Origin of the sequence: Pseudomonas sp. ADAK13 (assembly GCF_012935715.1) — a bacterium.
GTDB lineage: Bacteria > Pseudomonadota > Gammaproteobacteria > Pseudomonadales > Pseudomonadaceae > Aquipseudomonas.
On sequence record NZ_CP052860.1, the window covers coordinates 3,623,669 to 3,647,098 of the forward strand.

18 protein-coding genes are annotated in these 23,430 nt (G+C 59.9%); 6 read left to right on the plus strand and 12 right to left on the minus strand.

Translation table 11 applies throughout. The features are described 5' to 3' along the window. The 4 genes from livG to HKK54_RS16740 all read right to left on the minus strand — a co-directional run bounded on the left by livG (nt 1) and on the right by HKK54_RS16740 (nt 4,293). Complete coding sequence (livG, locus tag HKK54_RS16725; RefSeq protein ID WP_010176691.1) at nt 1-768, minus strand: high-affinity branched-chain amino acid ABC transporter ATP-binding protein LivG; 768 nt, start codon at nt 766-768, stop codon at nt 1-3. Further along, nucleotides 765-2,018 carry a high-affinity branched-chain amino acid ABC transporter permease LivM gene (locus tag HKK54_RS16730; RefSeq protein ID WP_010176690.1) on the minus strand — a complete coding sequence of 418 codons (1,254 nt, stop codon included), beginning with the start codon at nt 2,016-2,018 and terminating at the stop codon, nt 765-767. Before HKK54_RS16730 ends, livG begins: the two co-directional genes overlap by 4 nt. Next, entirely contained in the window at nt 2,015-2,938 is a 924-nt protein-coding gene (livH, locus tag HKK54_RS16735) for a high-affinity branched-chain amino acid ABC transporter permease LivH (protein ID WP_003211659.1), read from the minus strand. Before livH ends, HKK54_RS16730 begins: the two co-directional genes overlap by 4 nt. 227 nt (nt 2,939-3,165) lie before the next feature. Beyond that, complete coding sequence (locus HKK54_RS16740; protein WP_010176689.1) at nt 3,166-4,293, minus strand: branched-chain amino acid ABC transporter substrate-binding protein; 1,128 nt, start codon at nt 4,291-4,293, stop codon at nt 3,166-3,168. 339 nt (nt 4,294-4,632) lie between these two features. Between HKK54_RS16740 and HKK54_RS16745 the strand changes: the two genes are divergently transcribed. Further along, the gene (locus HKK54_RS16745) at nt 4,633-4,935 is read left to right on the plus strand and encodes a DUF2288 domain-containing protein (protein WP_010176688.1); all 303 of its coding nucleotides are present in this window, start codon (nt 4,633-4,635) and stop codon (nt 4,933-4,935) included. 894 nt (nt 4,936-5,829) lie between these two features. Here the strand turns inward: HKK54_RS16745 and HKK54_RS16750 are convergent. Together HKK54_RS16750 and HKK54_RS16755 are read right to left on the minus strand one after the other, a co-directional pair. Next, a complete protein-coding gene (locus HKK54_RS16750) occupies nt 5,830-8,007 on the minus strand; it encodes a hypothetical protein (protein WP_029616157.1) in 2,178 nt (725 codons plus the stop codon). A 206-nt stretch (nt 8,008-8,213) separates the two neighbouring features. Further along, nucleotides 8,214-10,475: a putative bifunctional diguanylate cyclase/phosphodiesterase gene (locus HKK54_RS16755; RefSeq protein WP_010176687.1), complete on the minus strand. Its 2,262-nt coding sequence runs from the start codon at nt 10,473-10,475 to the stop codon at nt 8,214-8,216. 279 nt (nt 10,476-10,754) lie between these two features. On the opposite strand from HKK54_RS16755, the gene HKK54_RS16760 reads away from it, so the two are divergent. Next, nucleotides 10,755-12,101: a spinster family MFS transporter gene (locus HKK54_RS16760; RefSeq protein WP_010176686.1), complete on the plus strand. Its 1,347-nt coding sequence runs from the start codon at nt 10,755-10,757 to the stop codon at nt 12,099-12,101. Nucleotides 12,102-12,279: 178 nt separating this feature from the next. Here HKK54_RS16760 and rapA read toward each other — a convergent pair whose 3' ends face one another. Further along, nucleotides 12,280-15,126: an RNA polymerase-associated protein RapA gene (gene rapA / locus HKK54_RS16765; RefSeq protein WP_169387267.1), complete on the minus strand. Its 2,847-nt coding sequence runs from the start codon at nt 15,124-15,126 to the stop codon at nt 12,280-12,282. 218 nt (nt 15,127-15,344) lie between these two features. Between rapA and HKK54_RS16770 the strand changes: the two genes are divergently transcribed. Beyond that, entirely contained in the window at nt 15,345-15,686 is a 342-nt protein-coding gene (locus tag HKK54_RS16770; RefSeq protein WP_010176684.1) for a hypothetical protein, read from the plus strand. Here the strand turns inward: HKK54_RS16770 and HKK54_RS16775 are convergent. The 3 genes from HKK54_RS16775 to HKK54_RS16785 form a co-directional block, all read right to left on the minus strand. Next, nucleotides 15,683-16,879: an aminotransferase class V-fold PLP-dependent enzyme gene (locus HKK54_RS16775; RefSeq protein WP_442962325.1), complete on the minus strand. Its 1,197-nt coding sequence runs from the start codon at nt 16,877-16,879 to the stop codon at nt 15,683-15,685. The genes HKK54_RS16770 and HKK54_RS16775 overlap by 4 nt on opposite strands. Then, nucleotides 16,876-17,346, minus strand: coding sequence for a RidA family protein (locus HKK54_RS16780; protein WP_010176682.1), 471 nt, complete (start codon nt 17,344-17,346; stop codon nt 16,876-16,878). Before HKK54_RS16780 ends, HKK54_RS16775 begins: the two co-directional genes overlap by 4 nt. Nucleotides 17,347-17,434: 88 nt before the next feature. Then, nucleotides 17,435-18,307, minus strand: a complete 873-nt coding sequence (locus HKK54_RS16785; protein WP_169387268.1) for a LysR substrate-binding domain-containing protein — start codon at nt 18,305-18,307, stop codon at nt 17,435-17,437. 132 nt (nt 18,308-18,439) lie between these two features. On the opposite strand from HKK54_RS16785, the gene HKK54_RS16790 reads away from it, so the two are divergent. Together HKK54_RS16790 and ccoM are read left to right on the plus strand one after the other, a co-directional pair. After that, nucleotides 18,440-18,607 carry a hypothetical protein gene (locus HKK54_RS16790; protein ID WP_010176680.1) on the plus strand — a complete coding sequence of 56 codons (168 nt, stop codon included), beginning with the start codon at nt 18,440-18,442 and terminating at the stop codon, nt 18,605-18,607. A gap of 143 nt (nt 18,608-18,750) precedes the next feature. Next, nucleotides 18,751-18,867, plus strand: coding sequence for a cytochrome c oxidase subunit CcoM (ccoM, locus tag HKK54_RS33835; protein ID WP_010176679.1), 117 nt, complete (start codon nt 18,751-18,753; stop codon nt 18,865-18,867). Nucleotides 18,868-19,830: 963 nt separating this feature from the next. On the opposite strand, the gene HKK54_RS16795 is transcribed toward ccoM, so the two are convergent. Next, the gene (locus HKK54_RS16795) at nt 19,831-21,306 is read right to left on the minus strand and encodes an inorganic phosphate transporter (RefSeq protein WP_003219836.1); all 1,476 of its coding nucleotides are present in this window, start codon (nt 21,304-21,306) and stop codon (nt 19,831-19,833) included. A gap of 311 nt (nt 21,307-21,617) precedes the next feature. Beyond that, complete coding sequence (locus HKK54_RS16800) at nt 21,618-21,818, minus strand: hypothetical protein (RefSeq protein WP_003219834.1); 201 nt, start codon at nt 21,816-21,818, stop codon at nt 21,618-21,620. 622 nt (nt 21,819-22,440) lie between these two features. Between HKK54_RS16800 and pcaR the strand changes: the two genes are divergently transcribed. Next, nucleotides 22,441-23,283 carry a pca regulon transcriptional regulator PcaR gene (gene pcaR / locus HKK54_RS16805; protein WP_003219833.1) on the plus strand — a complete coding sequence of 281 codons (843 nt, stop codon included), beginning with the start codon at nt 22,441-22,443 and terminating at the stop codon, nt 23,281-23,283. Nucleotides 23,284-23,430 lie beyond the last annotated feature (147 nt).

Below are 23,430 nucleotides of genomic sequence, written 5' to 3' on the forward strand. Positions count from 1 at the left end.
TTACGCTTCCCCCAAATAGGCTTTGATCACGGCCGGGTTGTCGCGGATCTGCTCCGGCGTACCGTCAGCCAGTGGCGTGCCCTGGTTGATCACGACGATATGGTCGGAAATGCTCATGACCAGTTTCATGTCGTGTTCGATCAGCAGCACCGTGGCGTTGTTTTCTTCACGCAGCACACCGATCAGCGCCTTGAGGTCTTCGGTTTCCCGTGGGTTCAGGCCGGCGGCCGGTTCGTCGAGCATGAGGATCCGCGGGCGGGTCATCATGCAGCGGGCGATTTCCAGACGACGTTGCTGACCGTAGGCCAGGGTGCCGGCAGGGCGGTTGGCAAACTCGGTGAGGTTGACCTTGTCCAGCCAGTATTCGGCGTATTCCATGGCCTCACGCTCGCTCTTGCGGAACGACGGGGTCTTGAACAGGCCGGCAAAGAAGTTGGTGTTCAGGTGACGATGCTGGGCGATCAACAGGTTCTCGACCGCCGTCATGTCCTTGAACAACCGCACGTTCTGGAAGGTTCGCACCACGCCCTTGCGGGCAATCTCGTGGCCGGCCAGGCCCTGGATCGGCTGGCCGTCCAGCAGGATGCTGCCACCGCTTGGCTTGTAGAAGCCGGTCAGGCAGTTGAACACCGTGGTCTTGCCGGCGCCGTTGGGGCCGATCAGCGCTACAACCTGTTTCTCTTTTACGGTCAGGGCCACGCCGTTGACCGCCAGCAAACCGCCGAAGCGCATGCTCAAGTTTTCGACTTTCAGGATCTCGCGGCTCATTTGCGCAGCTCCATGTGTGGACGTTGCATGGGCAGCAGGCCTTGAGGACGCCAGATCATCATCAGCACCATCATGGCGCCGAACATCAACATGCGGTATTCGCTGAACTCACGCATCATTTCCGGCAGCAGGATCATCACGATCGCCGCGAGGATCACGCCCAGCTGCGAGCCCATGCCACCCAGTACCACGATGGCGAGGATGATCGCCGACTCGATGAAGGTGAACGACTCGGGTGTCACCAGCCCCTGGCGCGCGGCAAAGAAGCTGCCGGCAAAACCGGCGAATGCGGCGCCGAGGGTGAAGGCCGAGAGCTTGATGATGGTCGGGTTCAGGCCCAGTGCGCGGCAGGCGATCTCATCTTCGCGCAACGCTTCCCACGCACGGCCGATCGGCATGCGCAGCAGGCGGTTGATCACGAACAGCGCGGCCAATGCCAGCAACAGCGCCACCAGGTACAGGAACACCACCTTGCTGATGGGGTTGTAATCCAGCCCGAAGTACTCGTGGAAGGTTTGCATGCCTTCTGCGGCGGAACGATCGAACGACAGCCCGAAGAACGTCGGCTTGGGAATGTTGCTGATGCCGTTGGGGCCGCCGGTGATGTCCGTCAGGTTACGCAGGAACAGACGGATGATTTCACCGAAGCCCAGGGTCACGATCGCCAGGTAGTCGCCCCGTAGGCGCAACACCGGGAAGCCCAGCAGGAAGCCGAAGGTGGCCGCCGCCATACCCGCCAGTGGCAGGCATATCCAGAAGCTCCAGCCCAGGTAGTGCGACAGCAACGCATAGGTGTAGGCACCCACGGCGTAGAAGCCCACATAACCCAGGTCGAGCAGGCCAGCCAGGCCCACCACGATGTTCAGGCCCAGGCCCAGCAACACGTAGATCAGGATCAGCGTTGCGATATCCACCGCGCCACGGGACCCGAAGAACGGCCAGATCAGCGCGGCCACGATCAGGCCGATGATGATGTAGCGCTGGGTGCGCGGCAGGGTCAGGAACTGGCTGACCTTGGGCGATACCAGGGGGCCACGGTTGGACTTGAGGAGCGCACCGACCTGCTGGGTGAACAGCACGCGCAGGAACATCAGCACCGAGCACAGGGCAATGATGGTCAATGTCACCGGGCCGGTGCCATGCACTTCAAGGTTGATCCCGACAATGCTCAGCTTGAGCCCGAGTACCGGAAAGGCCACGGCCCAGACCAGCAAGGCGCTGAAAAACGCCGATTTAAGATATCTGCTCATACTTTCTCAACCTCCGGACGGCCCAGAATGCCGGTCGGCCGGAACAACAGCACCAGAACCAATAGACCGAATGCCACCACGTCCTTGTACTGGTCGCCGAACACATCGGCGCCAAAGGCTTCAGCCACCCCCAGCACCAGCCCGCCGAGCATCGCGCCCGGAATGCTGCCGATGCCGCCCAATACCGCTGCGGTGAAGGCCTTGAGGCCCACCAGGAAGCCGGCGTTGGGGTTGATCACGCCATACTGCATGCTCAGCAACACGGCAGCGATGGCGGCCAGTGCGGCACCGATGACGAAGGTCAGGGCGATGATGTTGTTGGTGTTGATGCCCAACAGGTTGGCCATCTTGATGTCTTCGGCGCAGGCCCGGCAGGCGCGCCCCAGACGGGAGCGGGAGATGAACAGGGTCAGGCCGAGCATCGCCACCAGGGTGACGACGAAGACCAGGATCTGCATGTAGGAAATCAGCACTTCTTGTGCGCCGCCTGGGCCGAAGGAGATGCTCCCCGGGATCAGGTTGGGAATGGATTTGTCCTTGGAATCCTGGGACAGCAATACAGTGTTCTGCAGGAAAATCGACATGCCGATCGCGGAGATCAGCGGGATCAAGCGGTTGCTGCCACGCAAGGGGCGGTACGCAACGCGTTCGATACTGTAGCCATAGGCACTGGTTACGACGATGGACGCCAGGAACGCAGCGGTCATCAACAGCGGCAGGGAATGGATACCCAGCATGGCCAGCCCGGCAAGGGCGATGAAGGCCACGTAGGAACCAATCATGTACACCTCGCCATGGGCGAAGTTAATCATTCCAATGATGCCGTAAACCATTGTGTAGCCAATGGCTATCAAGGCATAGGTGCTGCCAACGGTCATCCCGTTAACCAGCGTTTGGAAAAAATGATAGATCTCAGGCATTACAGCGCTCCTAAAAACCCGATACGCATTTCACTGGTGGAGTCAATTTCCGGCCTGGTGCCCTGTTCTGTGATCAGGTTGCACGAAGCGTTTGCCAGCGAACCGCTGGTGACGGTTTTAAGATTTTCAGGTGAGCCAGCTCCCGGATCGCGGGTGTCAGGCCCATAAACCTCGTAAAACAAAGCCCACTGCTTGCACAGTGGGCTTGTTGACCAGTAACGCCTGGCTTACTGAGGGGAAACTTCGGTTTTTGGTTTGCCGAAGTGCCATTCGTAGACCACGAACTTGAAGTCCTTCAGGTCGCCCTTGGCGTCGAAGCTCAGGTCGCCGGTTGGGGTCTTGAAGGTACCGGCGTGGATGGCAGCAGCCACCTTGGCGGTGTCTTCGCTCTTCGCGGCAGCGATACCGCCGGCGATCACTTCAACAGCCGAGTAGGCCGGGAACACGAACGGACCGGTTGGGTCCTGCTTGTTCTTGGCGAACTCTTCAACGATTGCCTTGTTGGCAGGATCGGTGTCGAACGACTTCGGCAGGGTAACCAGCAGGCCTTCGGAAGCGCCCTGGGCGATTTGCGAGATGGAGTCGTTGCCGACGCCTTCAGGGCCCATGAACTTGGCGTTCACGCCTTTTTCCTTGGCCTGGCGCAGGATCAGGCCCAGCTCTGGGTGGTAGCCGCCGTAGTAGACGAAGTCGACGTTGGCTTGCTTGAGCTTCTGGATCAGCGAACCGAAGTCCTTGTCGCCAGCGTTGATGCCTTCGAAGAGGGCAACTTTCACGCCTTTCTTCTCGAGGGTCTGTTTAACGGCGGTGGCGATGCCTTCACCGTATTGCTGTTTGTCGTGGATAACGGCAACGACTTTCGGCTTCACGTGGTCGGCGATGTAGTTGCCGGCGGCTGGGCCCTGGGCGCTGTCCAGGCCGATGGTACGGAAGACCAGCTTGTAGCCACGGGAAGTGATTTCCGGGCTGGTAGCCGCCGGGGTGATCATGATCACGCCTTCGTCTTCGTAGATGTCGGAGGCTGGCTGAGTGGAGCTGGAGCAGAGGTGACCGACCACGAACTTGACGCCGTCGTTGACCACTTTGTTGGCTACGGCCACGGCTTGTTTTGGATCGCAAGCGTCGTCGTATTCTTTGGCTTCAAGCATTTTGCCATCGACGCCGCCCTTGGCGTTGATGTCGGCGATGGCCTGCTTGGCGCCCATGAACTGCATGTCGCCGTACTGGGTCACAGGGCCGGTTTTAGGGCCGGCAATACCGATCTTGATGGTGTCAGCTGCGAACGAATGGCTGGCAACCCCGGCCAGGACCATAGCGGCAAACAGTTTGGAAATCTGCTTAGTAGCCTTATTCATAGTGCTCCACTCTTACTGTTGTATTTTTTATAGTTCTAGCGGCCTTGTGAGCTGCAGAACCGGATCAGATATCTCGGATATCCCCCGGCAGCGGCCTGGCAACTGTACCGGTACAGTGTAGAGCGCCGGTTGATCGCTTGAAAAGCTGGCTGCTGGGGGCAAAACCCGGGTATGTCGCTTAAATGAAAGAAAAAGACAGAATTGCGGCGGGGTGATGCCAGAGTTTCGGGCAATCCTTGGCTTTCCTGACACTTTCGTTCGGTGCCTCATTTGCAACTGGGTTTTTCTGCCTGCCGCTCGACGTTATGATTGCGCCGATTTTTCTTCAGGTGAACTCCCATGACGCAAGAACCTAGCACCCTCTATGCCAAGCTGCTTGGTGAAACCGCCGAAATTTCCTGGAAGGAGCTTGAGCCGTTCTTTGCCAAGGGTGCCCTATTGTGGGTCGACGCCGGGCTGGATTTGATCGAGGCCGCCGAGGGTATGGCTGAGGACAACCGTGAGAAAGTCGCTGCCTGGCTGGCTGCGGGGAGTCTGGGCGAGGTGTCTGCGACGCGGGCATTGGACCTGGTTGAGCGGGATCCGAGCTTGTGGGCGGTGGTGGTTTCGCCGTGGATTCTGATCCAGGAAAGGGCGGGGTAAGAAATGTCTGCGCGAAAATGGTGCGTGATTTTTCTGAGTTTAAGTGTGTAGCGGGGTAACCGCATTTGCGGTGATGGCACGTTGCCGTAGAGAAAGGTCACAGGCGGGGGTTACGTGCGCGTCATGGGAACAGTTTTGTTTGCGCCGGAATGCGGTGGGAATTGTTTCTTCGTGTGTGTACATATCCGTTATTCAGGTAACGGCTACTTATGGTTTCGCTCTTACAGCGAGTCACTTTGGAAAAGCCCCAAAGTAACCAAAGGGCTCTGCCCCGCCTGTCGGCACCTCGCCTAGGCTCGGTGTTCCCTCACTCCGGCATTGCTCCGCGGGCCGCCGCGACGGGGCGTCCCTGCCCCGTCGCGGCTAAACCGGCGTCCTGCCGGTTTACCCGCTCCTCAATCCCTGCGTTCGGCCTCGGGCTTATTGGGGCAGTCAGATCAAGATCAAAAGCCAGAGCACAGCGGCCTACAGGCCGGCTTGAGTGGTAGAAGCCAGCTCCCACATTTAACTGTGCCCGCTCTGGCTTTAGATTTTGATTTTGCCTTTGCTTCACACCACTCAAGCCGGCCTGTAGGCCGCTGTGCTGTTGATCTGCTGTTGATCTTGATCTTAGGCGCCCCGTTAAACCACGCTGGCCGAACGCAGGTAGTACGGAGCGGGTAAACCGGCAGGACGCCGGTTTAGCCGCGACGGGGCAGGGACGCCCCGTCGCGGCGGCCCGCGGAGTAGTACCGGAGAGAGGGCACACCGAGCCTAGGCGAGGTGCCGAGTGGTGGGGCAAGAGCCTTTTGGTTACTTTTGGGCTCTTTTCAAAAGTGACCCGCTGTAAGAGCGGAACCCATCGAAGCCATCACCCAAATAACGGATATACACCCCACCCCAGCAACAACAAGCCTACGCAGTCTTCCCGGTATGGTTATTCAGCGAAATAACCTTGGTCTTCCCAATCCGGTGACGATAAATCTCACGCAGGTACTTGATCGCCTTCTTCACGCAATCCCGCGACAACCGGATATCGTTGATCGACACAAACTTGTCCTTGTCGTTGATCAACTCACGGTATTTCTTCTCATACATCGGTTTGATCGCATACCAGTTGGTATCCAGAATCTTCGCCGGGTTCTCAAACTCATTGAGCAGCTCATCAATCCGGTCTTCATCAAAATCCTCATGGATGATGAAATCCAGAATCGAATTATCCAGCGTGTCATCAAACCGATACGGATTGCGCGCAAAGCAGCGCTTGATAAACGCCACGATCAACGTCAAAAAGTCATCCGACAAACACGGGCTCTTGGCGATCAACGTGGTCAGGGACAAGTTGGCCGACGCCCCGATCACCAGCGCATAACGCTTGAGGGTCGTGTTGGGAAACAGGCTGTTGAGGTGGGTCTTGAGCCGGTTCAGGTCCATGTAGGACAGCTTGTAGTCCTTGGGCAACGACACAATCGACACCACCGACGAGCAGTTCTTGAAGAAGTGCAGGTCATGCAGCGCCGCCGCGTCATACCCGGAGTTCTTGTACTGCTCCAGGGATGCCTTGTAGCGCTTGGACTCAATCGGCAGCAGGCTGATGCCTTCGATCGCCTGGGTCACTTTGTTGAAGTGCGGCAGGTCAATGGAACGGAAAAACAGGTCGTCGATGTTCAGCCGCTGCGGCTCTTTTTCGAACACCTTGAACTTGTCGCTTGAAGGCGCCGGGGTTTCCGGCACCACCGATTCGGCGTAGGCAATCGCCACCGGGCCAGCCAGGCTCATGAACAGGTCGTTGGCATCCAGGCGGATGGTCTCGCCGATGTCGATCCCGGCCCGGCGGAAATAGTTCTGGTCGTAGTCGGTCGTCACCGCCTGGGCCGTCAGGATGTTGAAGATCTGCTGCGAGATGTACTGGTTGGCGTGCTTTTCCATGGCATTGACATCAATGTTCTGGATGTTGCCGTCATCGCTTTCCTCGGCGTAACGCATGATGTCGTTGGAGATCAGCATCATCGCGTTCCACGGCCGGATGCGGCCTTTCACGCTGGCTTCGCTGCTGTCTTCATTGTCGAAGTTGTACGAGAAGTCCCATTCTTCCGACAGGTATTTGCACAACAGGCGCCCGGCGTTGATGTGCAAGGCTTCGGACATTTCACTGCGGTGATCTGAGATGTTCGGCAGCACGCAAATGCCGCTGGTGAAGATCGGCTCGAACACGAAGGCGTGGCCGCTCTTGCTGTCGTGCTCGTCGGCGGGCTTGGTGTCGAACGTCTTGTTCATGTACGAGTGCTGCTGGGCCAGGCCGAATTCCGAGGCCATGCCCGAGCCGGTCCCGCCGCCGGCGCTGAAGATCGAGAAGTACAGGCGCGACTGGTTGGCCTTGATGCCGCAGGAGTCGATCAGGTACGAATGGATCATCTTCCAGTCGGGGCTGGAAAAACGTTGGGTGTCTTTGTTGAGGATGATCTTGGCCAGGTACTGGCCGAGGATCGGCGCGTTACCGGCGCCACCGGCATGGACCTCCGAGAGGTCCATGATTTTCATTTTGCTGTAGTCCCGCAGGAAACCGCTTTTCTCACCCTTGCGCGAGAAGCGGATGCGCCCGGCAATGTCCTTGTCCAGGTCGCCCAGCATCACCAGCGGCTCGACCAGGAATACCGGCTTGGTGCCCTTGTTCGAACCCAGGCGCAAGTTGTTGCGAATCCACTGGGCCGGGCGGTAGCCCTTGTCGGTGGATTTATCTTCGTTGCTGAATTCGTTGAGGTAGAACTTGCGGGCGTTGTAGACCAGCTCAGCCACGTCCAGGGCAATGTTCGAACCGCAGCGGCCCAAGCCGATCAGGCACACCGAGGGGAATTCCTGCTCGTTGCGCAGTTCACCGTCGACTTCCAGGTGCGGTGCACGCGGGAACACCATGTCGCGCAGGCCGTCGAGGTTGTCGAGGATGCGGTCGGTGTTGGTCTCGGTGAAGTACAGGTACTGCTGGGTGGCCAGCGGGCGGGCGGTGCTCAATGACTTTGAACCTGAGGGTTTTTCCGCAGGAGTTGTCAGCAACACGTCGGATACCGCGGTGGCAGAGTTATTTTTAGAAGTCATTGTGCGCCATGTGCCTGGACGGATGGCTGAAGAGGTGCCAAATAGCCATCACGGAATGAGAGATCGCGACTTTACAGTGCGTCCTGGTCCTGGGCGATAGGGTTTAACCCTAGGGTTTTAAGGGGAAATCCTGGCCGGACTCTGATGAATCGGCCGTTCGTCGGGGTTCTTTAATGAAATGATGGCGATTTGCCAAATTTTCGGCGTCAGCGAATTGGCCGAACGATGGCGGGTGGGCTCGCACGGCCCGAGGGCGGGTCTTTGGGTGCGGGTTCACCGCCGGTAATGCCCAGCAGGCTGAACATGTTGTGCGAATCAAGGCCGTTGATCACTGCGCTGATATCACTCATCGGCACTGCAGCACTGAGCAAGTAACCCTGGACGAAATCACAGCCGTGTTTTTGCACCACTTCCAACTGTTGCAGGGTTTCCACGCCTTCGGTCACCACCTGCAGGTGCAGGGTGTGGGCCATGCCGATAATGGCCTGGACAATCTCTATGTCGGCGTTGGACTTGGGGATGTCCTGGATAAAGGAGCGGTCAATTTTCAAGGTGTTCAGCGGCAGGCGCTTGAGGTAGGCGAGGGACGAATAGCCGGTGCCGAAGTCGTCAATCGACAGCGAGACACCCAAGGCTCGGATTTGCCGCAGCAGCGCCAGGGTGCTGCTGATATTGCCCATCAGGGCGTTTTCGGTCACTTCCAGTTCCAGGCGATTGGCAGCGATGCCGCCGAAACGCAGGGCGTTTTCGATTTCATCGGCCAGCTCGTCGCGGGTCAGGTTCAGGGCCGAGCAATTGACCGCCATGATCAATTCAGTATGACCCTGCTCCGACAGCAAACTCAGGTCGTGACAGGCCTGGCGCAGTACCCAGTGATCCAGTTCGGCAATCAGCCCGTTATTTTCGGCAATGCCGATGAATCGGTCCGGGGTCAGCAGGCCGTGTTGCGGGTGCTGCCAGCGCACCAGGGCTTCAAGGCGCGTGATCTTGCCTTTTTTCAGGTCCAGGATCGGTTGGTAGAACAGCACCAGCTCGTTCTTGCCGCGCAGGGCGGCGCGCAGTTCTTCTTCCAGTTGCAGTTCCAGGAAGGCCCGGGTTTTCAGGTTGGAGCTGAAGAAGTTCAGGCTGTTGCGCCCGGCATCCTTGGACTGATACAGCGCCAGGTCGGCGGTTTTCAGCAATTCTTCGCTGGTTTTGCCGTCTTCGGGGAAGAGGCTGATGCCGATGCTGGTGGTCATTACCATGCGCCGGCCCGCCAGTTCGATGGGGTCTTTCATTTTCTGCATGATGCGCTGGGCCATGTGCCGCGCCTCATCGCGATGATGGATGCTGATCAGGATGCAGAACTCGTCACCGCCAAACCGCGCGACCACGTCGTCATGGCTGCGCACCGAGCTTTTGATATGGCCGGCCAGCACGGTCAGCAGTTCGTCACCGGCGTCATGGCCGAGGCTGTCGTTGATGCGCTTGAAGTGGTCGATATCCAGGAAGATCACCGCCAGCATGCCGTCGGTGGCGGTTTTTTCCGCGAGTTTCTCGGCGAAGATCTGGTTGAAACCACGGCGGTTGAGCAGGCTGGTCAAGGCGTCGTAATGCGCCACCTGTTGCAGGGAAGCGCGGGCCTGGTCCAGCTCGGTGAGCAGGGCATTGACCCGGCGCAGGTCGGTTTCCTTGTGCTGCAGTTTCTTGTCGGCCAGGGCTGCGCTGATGCTGCTGCCGATCACCAGCAGGGCGATGACCGCCACCAGCAGGCCCAGTTGGATCGGGTTGTTGTCCACGGGCAGCGCCGAGGGCACGACATCCTCGGGCACCAGCAGTTGCAGGGCCGCCATGCCGGTGAAGTGCATGCTGATAATGCCGGCACCGAGCACCAGGCTGGCCGCGTACTTGAGCAATTGATGGAACATGCCGGTGCCGTTGCGCAGGTACAGCGACAGCAGCAGTGCCGCCAGGCTGGCGCCGATGGCAATCACCACCGAGGCCAGGAACAGCCCTGTCTGAAAGTACACGCTCGCTTCGGAGCGCATGGCCGACATGCCGACGTAGTGCATCAGCGCAATACCCAGGCCCATCCACACCGACGCCAGCACATATTGGTAAGCGCGTAGCTTTGGATGACTGAGGGTTTGCATGGCGAACAGCGACGCGATCAGGGCGATCAGCAGCGAGGCGAACGTCATGATCAATTCGTAGTGAATCGCGATGGGCGCCTGGAAGGCCAGCATGCTGATGAAGTGGGTGGCCCAGATTCCGCCTGCCAGGCAGCCCGCGCCTACCCAGCGCCAGTGCCGTTGAGCCTTGAGGTTATCGACATGGCCGACACGCTCGGCCATGTCCAGGGTGCCAAAGCCCGCTGCACACGCCACCACGTAAGCCAGTAGCACCAGAAAGGGGTTATGACTGCAATTGAGTAATAAGTGCCCGCTGTCCGGAAGGTCGGTAAAAAAATGCAAACCAAGCCATTCCATAGCATGTCCCGTCATAAGTCTTTGCCTGACAATGCTCTGAGTATAGAGAGCCTGAGCGGGTTGCAAGGGCTGATGGCAGATTGCTTCTAATCATTTGGCGATGAATTTATAAACAACTAGAACTAAATGAATAGGGATGACAGCCAGGGTCGCCCGATGGAGTGACATCAGACTTACGAATCATTACAGACAATCCCCACGGGGCTGACTAGATTGCAGGTTCCGGGCTCAGGATGCGTCTGGCATCGCGGCTCACATAACAATAAAAGAGACGGACCCATGCAGAACTCGACCCAAGCGGCGAATGCCTGGCGCATTCTGTTCCTGCTGTTCCTGGCCAACCTGTTCAACTTTTTCGACCGCACCATTCCCGCGATCATCATCGAACCGATCCGCATGGAATGGCACCTCAGTGACTTCCAGCTCGGCATCATCGGCACCGCGTTTACCATTGTTTATGCGATTGCCGGACTGCCCCTCGGGCGCATGGCCGACACCGGCTCACGCAGCAAACTCATGGGCTGGGGCCTGGCGGCGTGGAGCGGGCTGACGGCCGTCAATGGTCTGGTGGGCAGCTTCTGGACCTTTCTGCTGGTGCGCATGGGCATCGGGATCGGTGAGGCCAGTTATGCGCCAGCGGCCAACTCGCTGATCGGCGACCTGTTTCCGGCCCATCGCCGGGCCCGGGCCATGGGGATCTTCATGCTGGGCCTGCCGTTGGGCCTGTTGCTGGCGTTCTTCACCATCGGTGCGATGGTCAAGGCGTTCGACAGCTGGCGCGCACCGTTCTTCATTGCCGCGGTGCCGGGGCTGATCCTCGCGGTCTTCATGTTCTACATCAAGGAACCCAAGCGCGGCGCGGCTGAAACCGTGCAAGTTTCCCAGGAGAAAGTCGACCGGCCGATTCGCCGGGTGCTGGCGGTGCCGACGTTCCTCTGGCTGGTGCTGGCCGGCTTGTGCTTCAACTTCGCCACCTACGCGTGCAACTCGTTCCTGGTGCCGATGCTGCAGCGCTATTTCCTGCTGCCGTTGCAGGATGCGGCAGTCGCCACGGGTGTTATCGTCGGTATTACCGGCCTGGTAGGCCTGACTCTGGGCGGCTGGATTGCCGACAAGATCCATCAACGTATCGCTAATGGCCGGCTGCTGTTCGCGGCGTGCAGCCTGATCATCTCCACCGTCACCACGGCTTGGGCGCTGCACGCGGGGCGGATCGAGATTGGTGTGTTTGTGGCGTTGTTCAGTGTGGGCTGGCTGTTTGCCTACAACTTCTACACCTGCGTGTACACGGCGATCCAGGATGTGGTTGAGCCGCGCCTGCGGGCGACGGCGATGGCGTTATTCTTCGCCGGCTTGTATTTGCTGGGCGGTGGCATGGGGCCGATTGTGGTGGGTGGGTTGTCGGATCATTTTGCTCATTCGGCGATGTATGCGGCGGGTGCGGAGCAGATGACCGAGGCTTATAAAGCCATTGGGTTGCACGATGCCATGTACCTGATTCCGGTGGCGCTGTTCCTGACCATGCTGTTTCTGTTCCAGGCGTCCCGCAGTTTTGTGCGTGATGCCAAGCGGATGAAGGATGGGTTGGGGGCGGTGGAGGTGCCGGCCAGGGCGGTGACTGCCTGAATACATAATCCCTGTGGCGAGGGGGCTTGTCCCCCGTTGGGCTGCGTAGCGGCCCCAAAAGAGCGGGAGCGCTGCGCACTCCAACGGGGGACAAGCCCCCTCGCCACAGCGGTTACCGATACCCATAAAAAGGCCCGCATTGCGCGGGCCTTTTTTGTTCAGCAGGGCAGGGCGGTAATCAACCCGCGACCAACACCCGAATCGCTTCCAGTCGCAGCGCCGCCTTGTCGAGCATGGCCAGGCCTTGCTCGCGCTGTTGGCGCAGGGCAACCAGTTCGCTGTCACGTACGGTCGGGTTGACCGCTTGCAACGCAGTCAGGCGTGCCAGTTCTTCATCGGTATCCGCCGCCAGACGGCGCTTCGCCTCGGCCACACGCTCGGCATGACGCGGGGCGATCTTCTCTTCGCCGGCGTTGATCCGTGGCGTCAGCTGGTCGCGCTGGGCCTGCACGAACTTGTTGGCGCTGGCCCGTGGCACGCTTTCGAGCTGGTCGTTCAAGGTCAGGAACGAGACGCGGCCCGACAAGTCATTGCCGTTGGCATCCAGCAGGCAACGCAACGCGGCCGGTGGCAGGTAGCGGCCCAGTTGCAGCGAGCGCGGGGCGACCACTTCGCTGACGTAGAGCAGCTCCAGCAACACGGTGCCGGGCTTCAGCGCCTTGTTCTTGATCAATGCCACGGCGGTGTTGCCCATGGAACCGGACAGCACCAGGTCCATGCCGCCCTGCACCATCGGGTGTTCCCAGGTGATGAACTGCATGTCTTCGCGCGACAGCGCCTGGTTGCGATCGTAGGTGATGGTCACACCTTCGTCGTCGCCGAGGGGGAAGCTGGCGTCGAGCATTTTTTCGCTGGGCTTGAGGATCAGCGCGTTTTCCGAATGGTCTTCGCTGTCGATGCCGAAGGCGTCGAACAGGGTTTCCATGTAGATCGGCAGGGTGAACTGGTCGTCTTGCTCAAGGATGTCTTCCACCAGCGCATCACCTTCGCCCGCGCCGCCGGAGTTGAGCTCCAGCAGGCGGTCGCGGCCGGTGTGCAGCTCGGCTTCGAGGCGCTCGCGTTCGGTGCGGGCTTCGTCGATCAGCGCTTGCCACTCGCCGTCGTCGGCGTTTTCCAGCAGCGGCAGCAGGCGTGGGCCGAACTGATGCTGCAAGGCGTTGCCGGTCGGGCAAGTGTTGAGGAACGCGTTCAGCGCTTCGTGGTACCACTGGAACAGCCGCTCTTGCGGGCTGGTTTCGAGGTACGGCACGTGCAGTTCGATCACATGCTTCTGGCCGATCCGGTCCAGACGACCGATCCGCTGTTCCAGAAGGTCCGGGTGGGACGGCAGGTCGAACAGCACCAGGTGGTGGGAGAACTGGAAGTTGCGGCCTTCACTGCCGATTTCAGAGCAGATCAGCACCTGGGCGCCAAACTCTTCGTCAGCAAAGTACGCAGCAGCACGGTCACGCTCAAGGATGTTCATGCCTTCGTGGAACACTGTGGCCGGGATGCCGGAGCGCACGCGCAGGGCGTCTTCCAGGTCCATGGCGGTTTCAGCGTGGGCACAGATCACCAACACTTTGGTGCGCTTGAGCATCTTCAGCTGGTCGATCAGCCACTCGACGCGCGGGTCGAAACGCCACCAGCGTTGTTCTTCGTCCACGTCCGGCTGCGACTGGAAGCTGACTTCCGGGTACAGCTCGGCGTGTTCGCCCAGGGGCAGTTCGAGGTATTCGTCCGGGCATGGCAGCGGGTAGGCGTGCAGCTTGCGCTCCGGGAAGCCTTGCACCGCGGCGCGGGTGTTGCGGAACAGCACGCGGCCGGTGCCGTGGCGGTCCAGCAGTTCGCGCACCAGGCGGGCGCTGGCTTCGGCGTCGCCATCGTTGACGGCGGTCAGCAGGGCTTCGCCTTCGTTGCCGAGGAAACCCTGGATGGTCTTGTGGGCGGCGGGCGACAGGCGGCCTTTGTCCAGCAACTCCTGAACGGCTTCGGCCACCGGGCGATAGTTTTCGCTCTCGGCGCGGAAGGCGTGCAGGTCGTGGAAACGGTTCGGGTCCAGCAGGCGCAGGCGCGCGAAGTGGCTGTCCTGGCCCAGTTGCTCAGGGGTTGCGGTGAGCAGCAGGACGCCGGGAATCACTTCGGCCAATTGTTCGACCAGCGAGTACTCGGGGCTGGCTTTCTCTTCGTGCCAGACCAGGTGGTGAGCTTCGTCGACTACCAGCAAATCCCAGCCGGCAGCGAACAGCGCGTCCTGGGCTTTCTCGTCGTCCACCAGCCATTCCAGGGCCACCAGCGCGAGCTGGGTGTCTTCGAACGGGTTGGCGGCATCGCTTTCGATAAAGCGTTCTTCGTCGAACAGCGCGACTTGCAGGTTGAAGCGGCGGCGCATTTCCACCAGCCATTGGTGCTGGAGGTTTTCCGGGACCAGGATCAGTACGCGGCTGGCGCGCCCCGACAGCAACTGGCGATGGATCACCAGGCCGGCTTCGATGGTCTTGCCCAGGCCCACTTCGTCTGCCAGCAGAACCCGTGGCGCGATACGGTCGGCGACTTCACGGGCGATGTGCAGTTGGTGCGCGATAGGTTGCGCACGCACGCCGCCCAGGCCCCAGAGCGAGGACTGCAACTGGCGGCTGGTGTGTTCCAGGGTGTGGTAGCGCAGGGAGAACCAGGCCAGCGGGTCGATCTGGCCGGCGAACAGACGGTCGCTGGCCAGACGGAACTGAATGAAGTTCGAGAGTTGGGTTTCCGGCAGGGTGACCTGTTCGTTCTGCCCATTGAGGCCGTGGTAGACCAGCAGGCCGTCGACGTCGTCGACCTCTTGCACGGTCATTTTCCAGCCTTCGAAATGGGTGATGGTGTCACCCGGCGAAAACCTCACGCGAGTGAGGGGCGCATTCCGTAGCGCATACTGGCGGGTGTCGCCAGTGGCCGGATAGAGCACGGTCAACAAGCGGCCGTCCTGTGCCAGAACGGTGCCTAACCCCAGCTCTGCTTCGCTGTCACTAATCCAGCGTTGCCCCGGTTGATACTGCTGCACCATGCTGCCTGACTCCCGCCGTGAAAAAGCCGACTATCTTAACGGAACAAGGGCCCCAGCCAAAGGACTCTGACAAAAACTACCAAGCTTTACGGGTGGTTCGGGCTGCAATCGACGGGTGGCAAGGCACTTGCGACTGACGACTGAGTCACAACTTGGCACACGCAGCCTCAAGTGGATGCCGCGCCAGCCGACAGCCTGCTGACAGGAGACTGATAATTATGATCCCACCCATGCTGCCCTTGAGTGTTGTGCCGGTCACGTCACAGCTCGATCCGGTGCGCCAGAAGCCGGATATCCCGCCCGTGGTGCCGGTTCAGCCAGGCTCCAACGAAAGCACCATCGACCTGCAAAAACGCGACCCCGAGGAAGCGGCACTGTTGCTGCGCGAAGAACAACGTCGTCAGCAGGAACAGCAAAAGCGCCGCCGCGAAGCCGATGAAGATCCGCAGGAGCACCTGGCTGTGCCCGGTGACGAACTCAACGCCGACAACACCGTGCCGGTGGTGCCGCTGATCGAAGATGCGCCCCGGCAAGGCTTGTGGGTGGACGTCGAGGTTTAATCCTGCAGTTCCCGCAGGGCGGCGATCAGTTGCTCGATGTCTTGCACCGTATTGAGGTAGCTCACGGAAATTCGCGCCACGCTGTCCAGCTCGCGGGCCTGCATGTCCAGCGGGGTGTAGGGCACGCCGTTGGCACCGATGTTGATCCGCTTGAGTCCCAGGCGCCGCTTGAGCTCGAAGGCGTCCCAGCCGGCCAGGTTGAACGCGATCAAGCCGGACTGGTTTCCCGCCGTTCCCAGATCATGCAAGGTGATCCCGTCGACCTGGCGCAGAGCTTCGCGGAGTGTGTTGCTTAGAAGCTGGACCGTCTGGCGGATTCGCTCAACCCCCAATCGATTGACCTCCAGCAACGCATTGCCCAGGCCTGCCAGCAACGCGAATGACACTTCGCTGGTTTCAAAGCGCCGCGCGTCGTTGCGCAAGTCGAAACCCGCAGGGCTCCAGGGCGCAGAGAACACGTCGCGCTGGGCCGGGTTCAAGCGCTCCAGAAAATCCGGCCGTACATAGAGCAGGGCGGTCCCGCGCGGGCCCCGCAGATGTTTGCGCCCGGCGCCCTTGAGCACATCGCACCCCAGCGCTTGCACATCCACCGGCACCTGGCCGAGGGCTTGGCCGGCGTCGATGAAGTAGGCGATGCCGTGGCGCTTGGCCAACTGGCCGATGGCTTCGGCGGGGTTGATCAAGCCGCTGTTGGCGGGCAGCCAGGTCAGGTCGATCAACCGCACACGGGCGTCGAGCATGGCTTCCAGGCCGGCCACGGACACGGCGCCGGTTTCATCGCAAGGGATCACCTCCACCCGCGCACCGGCTTGCACGGCCGTCTGCATGCTCGCCAGGTTGCCGCCCCATTCGTGGCGCCCCACCAGAATACGATCGCTCGGTTGCCACGGGCCCAGCGCCTGGAACGCCATGCTCCAGGCGGTGGAACCACTGCTGGCAAAGGCAATCGATGACACCGGCGCGTTGAGCAATTGCGCGGCGGCGCGACGGGCTTTTTCCGCCAGTAGCGCACCGTGTTCGCCCGCTTCCATCGGGCCGTCGCGGGCCTCACGTTGTAGTTGTTCAGTGATCGCGTCGAGCGTTCCCTGGCTGGGCAGGGACGCACCGGCGTGGTTGAAGTGGACGATGCCGGACTGGCAGCCCGGCGTTTCGTCCCGCAGCGCCCGGACTTGCGCCAGGGACAGCGCATTCACGGCTGCAGCTCGAAAATCGCGTCGATCTCCACGGCCACGCCGCCCGGCAAACTGGCGACGCCCACCGCCGTGCGAGCGTGGCGGCCTTTGTCGCCGAGGGCGTTGACCAGCAGGTTCGAGGCACCATTGGCCACCGCGCCCTGGCGCTGGAAATCGCCGCTGCTGGCGATAAACACGCCCAGCCGGATGATGCGCACCAGCCGCGACAGGTCATCGCCCAAGGCATCGCTCAACTGCGCCAGCAGCCCCAGCGCGGCGAGTTCGGCGGCCTTGGCGCCTTCGTCTTCGCTGATGGATTCGCCGAGCCGGCCAATGTACACAGGCTTGCCGTCCAGCAGCGGGATTTGGCCGGAGATGAACAGTTGGTTCTGGCTGATGACGTAATTGACGTAGTTGGCGATTGGCTGGCTAGGTGTCGGCAGGCTCAGGCCGAGGGCTTGTACGCGTTGCGAGAGGGACTGGCTCATGGTGAATCCTCATGGGAAGAGTCTTCAGCATGGGCGGCGTGGTGTTGGCCGACAAACGGATAGATCTCACTCGACGTATCGAAATAACTCATGCATCGGCGCAGATTTCCCGCAGCCATTCACTGAAGCAGGCGGCCGCTTCGCGGGAATCGCCTTGCGGGGCGATCAGCCAGTAGCCGATCTCGCTGTGGTAGGGCGGCCAGTCGAAGGCCTCCACCAACGTGCCGTCCTTGAGCCTGCGCTCGATCAAGCGGTGGCGGCCCATGGCGATGCCCTGGCCGGCGACGGCGGCTTCGACCACGATGTTGTAGTCGTGCAGCAGCGCCTTGGGGTAGTGCTCCACATCCACTTGGTGATGCCGGGACCAGTCGGTCCACTCGAAAGGACGGTGCGAGGTGGCCATCAACAGCGGGCCGTTGGCCAGTTGGCTGGCCTTGAATGCCGGGCTGCACACCGGTGACAGGGTTTCACTCATCAGGCGAGTGGCCTGCACATCGTCCCAGTCGCCCTTGCCGTAGCGAATCGCCAGGTCGACCTCGGCGGCGGCGACGTCTGCCAGTTGAATCGCCGGCACCAACTCCACCTGGATGTGCGGGTAGCGGCTGAGAAACCCGGCCAGGCGCGGTGCCAGCCACAAGGTGGCGAACGAGGCGAGCAGGCCGATTCGCAGCACGGTGCTGGCGGGCGGTGTTTGTTGCTGGCGCGTCGCGGCGGCGATGGCGTCGAGGGCGGGGCGGATCTGGTCGTAGTAGTGTTGACCGTCTTCGGTCAGATCGATGGCGCGAGTGCGTCGGATAAAGAGTGGCTTGCCCAGGTGTTGTTCGAGCTTTTGCACTTGATGGCTGAGGGCGCTCTGGGTCACCGACAGCTCGGCGGCGGCCTTGATAAAACTCAAATGCCGGGCCACGGCCTCAAAGGCGCGCAGGGCCAGAAGTGGGGGAAGGTCCTTGTGCAGTGCCACGTCGAACGCTCTGTGTGAGGGTTGGGATGGGGGATTTTGCGGGCAAATGCGCGGGATGACATCGATTTTGTTTACGCGGGATCGGCGCAGGACGCATTATTGGGGCATCCAAGCCATTACGTAAGCCAAGCCATGAGTGACGATGACAAGCTGATTGACCTGAATGCCGAGCGGGCCAAACGGGTGCATGACCTGAATGACAAACGACTGAATGAAGTGCGCCAGGCGTTTGAGCAAGCGATGCCGTTGGGCAAAGGCAAAGGTAAGAAAAAGCCGAAAAACAAACCGAAAAAGCGTTGATATAGCCTGCATCACTTGATGCAGGTCAGTTATTTCCCTTCTTTACGCCCCGTCGCGGGCGACATTGATCCTCGTCAATTTCTTCTTTCGTCTTCTTGGTTAACTTAGCCCTATCGCAACAGGGCAAGTGCAGGAGGCCGGTCATGTTTTTCGATAATGTGGTATTTGCCGGAGTGCTGACGGTTGGCCTCATGGTGATGTTCTTTGTTGGGTTTGGAATTTTTATCTGGAAAGACGCTAACAAGCGTAAGAAGCCTTAGGTCTTTTCGGGATACATGAGCACGCAAGGCATTTTGGGCGACTTCGGTCGCCTTTTTTTTGTTTTGTTTTTATTGGGGTGAGTACATATCCGTTGCTGCGGTAATGGCTGCTTAGGGTTTCGCTCTTACAGCGACTCACTTTGGAAAAGCCCCAAAGTAAGCAAAAGGCTCTGCCCCGCCTGTCGGCACCTCGCTAAAGCTCGGTGTTCCCTCACTCCGGAATTGCTCCGCGGGCCGCCGCGACGGGGCGTCCCTGCCCCGTCGCGGCTAAACCGGCGTCCTGCCGGTTTACCCGCTCCTCAATCCCTGCGTTCGGCCTCGGGCTTATTGGGGCAGTCAGATCAAGATCAAAAGCAAGAGCACAGCGGCCTACAGGCCGGCTTGAGTGGTAGAAGCCAGAGCAAAAGCCAAAGCGAAAACAGAGCTGCTTTTCTGTAGGAGCCGGCTTGCCGGCGAAAAACGTGAGGTCGCCGCGTTCATTCAGGACGCCAGCGTCATCGTTAACGACCATCGCCGGCAAGCCAGCTCCTACAGGGGATCGTGCCCGCTTTAGATTTTGATCTTGCCTTTGCTTCACACCACTCAAGCCGGCCTGTAGGCCGCTGTGCTGTTGATCTGCTTTTGATCTTGATCTTAGGCGCCCCGTTAAACCACGCTGGCCGAACGCAGGTAGTACGGAGCGGGTAAACCGGCAGGACGCCGGTTTAGCCGCGACGGGGCAGGGACGCCCCGTCGCGGCGGCCCGCGTAGTAATGCCGGAGTGAGGGAACACCGAGCCTAGGCGAGGTGCCGAGTGGTGGGGCAAGAGCGTTTTGCTTACTTTTGCGCTGTTCAAAAGTGAGCCGCTGTAAGAGCGGAACCCATATCAGCCATCACCCAAAAAACGGATATACACCCAAACCCCAGCCATAAAAAAAGGCGCAACCCTCACAGGTCGCACCTTCTTCACAAGCATCAGAACTGTCAGCTACCCAAAGCCTTGGACGCCAACCAGAACAACCCGGCCGAAAGGCCCACAGTCGCCGGCAACGTCAACACCCAAGCCATCAGAATGGTCTTGACGGTGCCACCTTGCAGGCCGCTCTTGTTAGCCACCATGGTCCCCGCCACACCCGACGACAACACATGGGTCGTGGAAACCGGCAGGCTGAAGATGTTAGCCAGGCCAATCATGCTGGCCGTGGTGATCTGCGCCGACATGCCCTGGGCATAGGTCATGCCTTGCTTGCCGATCTTCTCGCCAATGGTCAACACCACACGCTTCCAGCCCACCATAGTGCCCAGGCCCAAGGCCAACGCTACGGCCAGGATCACCCAGAACGGTGCGTATTCGGTAGTCGCCGTCAGGTCCTTGCGCAATTTGTCCAGGTCTGACTTCTCACGCGCATCCAGGCCAGGCAACTTGCCCACTTTCTTCGCGGTGTCGTCCAGGCACAACAGGTAGCGGCGCACTTCAATCCGGTGCTCGGCGGTCAGTGAATGGTAGTCAGAGACACCTTTCAATGTACCCAGCAGGGCGTTGATGGTCGGTTCAGTCTGCTGCGGATTGCACTGGAACTTGCCCGGCAGGTCGTCTTTCACGCTTTTGCCCAAGGCGAGGAACTCTCCGAGGGTCTCTTGATTGCGCTGGTAGAACTGATTCAGGTGCAGCGTGGCGTCGCGGGTACGCTCGATCTGGTAGGTGGTGCTGCCCAGGTCCAGTACGAACTGCGCCGGCACAATACCAATCAACACCAGCATGATCAGGCCGATGCCTTTCTGCCCGTCGTTGGAACCGTGCACAAAGCTCACGGCCATGGCCGAAATCACCAGTACCAGGCGGTTCCAGAACGGTGGGTGCTTTTTGTCGTCGAGCTTGCGGCGCTGGTCCGGCGTCTTGTGCATTTTCGACAGCGGGCGCCACCATTTCAGGCCCAGCAGCACCAGGGCTGCCACCACGAAACCGGCCATGGGCGAGAACACCAGCGAAGCGCCGATATCGATCGCTTTCTGCCAGTTCACGCCGTCAGCCAGGGGAATGTCGTTGATCAGGGCGTTGGCCAGGCCGACACCGAGGATCGAACCGATCAGGGTGTGGGAGCTGGACGCCGGGATCCCGAAATACCAGGTGCCGAGGTTCCAGGTGATCGCCGCTGCCAATAATGAGAAGACCATGGCCAGACCGTGGCCGGTGTTCACATTGATCAGCAGCTCCACCGGCAGCAAGTGCACGATGGCATACGCAACACCGACACCACCGAGCAACACGCCGAGGAAGTTGAATACCCCGGAGAAGAACACGGCCAGATGCGGAGGCATGGCTTTGGTATAGATGACTGTGGCAACCGCGTTAGCGGTGTCATGAAAGCCATTGATGAACTCGAAGGCGAGGACAAAGGCCAGGGCGAGCAACAGGCTCACGAGAACCCAAGCATCCAGTCCGCTGAATAAATCGATCATGAAGGTTTTCTGACCCGGTCGTAAGGGGGCGCGATTATGCCAGAAAACATCGGTAATCAATGCACTAGCTGCTCATCGGTAACATTCTTCAACGAAAAAAAAAGCGGGGCAGGGGCGCATCCCGGTGTTTTCGGGGATCTGGCAAGTGTTTGATTTATAAGGGAGATAGCGAAAATAGACGGGTTAAACCGTCGAAAGGGAATATCTGAAACAATTGTATGAAATTTCGCTAAGACGGCATGAAGGGGCCTCCCTCCGCCAGTGCGGTACTGGCAGAGAGATGGCACCTTGGGACGCTCAACCCGAATCGCTTATGGCTCTTCGGCTTTGAGGTCCTGTTCAATCTTTTGGATTTCCTGGGCAAAGGCCTGGTCGAGCAGACTGGCTCGTTTCCGCCATGGCTTGCGTTCAGGTTCTGGCTGGGCGGCGTAGGTGGTGACTTCCCCGCCGTAAACATCCTTGTAACGTTGTTCCTGGCGCTCAAGTTCCGCGCGCAGTTCGTCTTTCGTCACATTGTTACCTAATTGAGTTGAGTTTAATTCCGGTGAAGCGCGATGCCAGAAAGGAAAAAACACTTCTTTATTGCACGCGGCCACGATACCGGAGAAGAACAGCTGTCGTAGCAACAGTTTTCTTTTCACAGCCACAAGCAGTTGGCAGGCATTTGAAATGAGTGTCAGGTACTTGCGGCGCAGCTTGCACAAAGCCAGTGCACGGCTGGGTGAGGTTCGTCCTCGGGGGCTAGACGAGGCTGGCCTCTACACAGGATGCATTATAGCGATGCGTTTGAATAACACTATCGTCATCAAGTTAAAAATCGTCAACTTTGTGTGAGGGTTTTGTTACGCGTGCATGTGGGGTACTTGCTGAACTATTGGCGCCATAAATTGTGCCGCGTTCTACCGGCGGTAAATAACCCGCAACTTCGCTCGTACATCAGTCGTTTCCGAAAGTCGGTCAAGTAGGGCGCCGCTGTAGGGCGTGTACCGGTCAGCGGTGAAAAATTGCGATTATCGAATGACCGTCCGATAATCGCCCAATGTTGGCGGCCCTGCCTTGTGTATCAATTGCAGGGCGGCTTGTAATAGCGGTCGCCCTCCCGCAGCGGTTAAAAATAAGAGAAAGGACCCCAAAATGAACGATCAATTGCGCAACTCCTTTGCATCAGTGGCGCCGCCGATCGTTGCGTCACCTGCCAAACGTATCCAGGCATTTACCGGCGATCCGGACTTCATGACCTCCCTGGCCCGCGGGCTGGCCGTGGTGCAGGCGTTCCAGGAGCGCAAGCGCCACCTGACCATCGCCCAGATCAGCCATCGCACGGAAATACCCCGCGCCGCCGTGCGACGTTGCCTGCATACCCTGATCAAGCTCGGCTACGCCACCACCGACGGGCGCACCTATTCGCTGCTGCCCAAGGTGCTGACCCTCGGCCACGCGTATCTGTCGTCCACGCCCTTGGCGGTGTCGGCCCAGCCATACCTGGACCGCATGAGCGAGCAGCTCCACGAGGCCTGCAACATGGCGACCCTGGAAGGCGATGACATCCTCTACATCGCCCGCTCGGCCACCACCCAGCGCCTGATTTCCGTCGACCTGTCGGTGGGCGGCCGCCTGCCGGCCTATTGCACCTCGATGGGTCGTATCCTGCTGGCGGCGCTGGATGACGCCTCGCTGCAGGACTACCTCGACCACGCCGACCTGCAAACCAAGACCAGCCGCACCCTCACCACGCCGCAAGCGTTGCTCGAATGTTTGCAGGAAGTGCGGCAGCAAGGCTGGTGCATTGTCGACCAGGAACTGGAGCAGGGCCTGCGTTCCATCGCCGTGCCGGTGTACGACGCTTCCGGCCAGGTGCTGGCCGCGCTGAACGTCAGCACCCATGCCGGAAGGGTCAGCCGCAGTGAGCTGGAGCAGCGTTTCCTGCCGAGCATGCTCAGCGCCAGCCAGGAGCTGAGTGCCCAGCTGTTTGCCTAAGGTGTTCGGTGACCGCACAGATCCCGGCTGGATGAATTGACGGTGTTTCCCAAGGCTTATTAATGTGCGGCAGCGCTTCATGGCGCCGCCCCAATAATAATGACGACCCAACGTCGTTCGCCCGCCCATCGGTGTGGAAATAAAAAT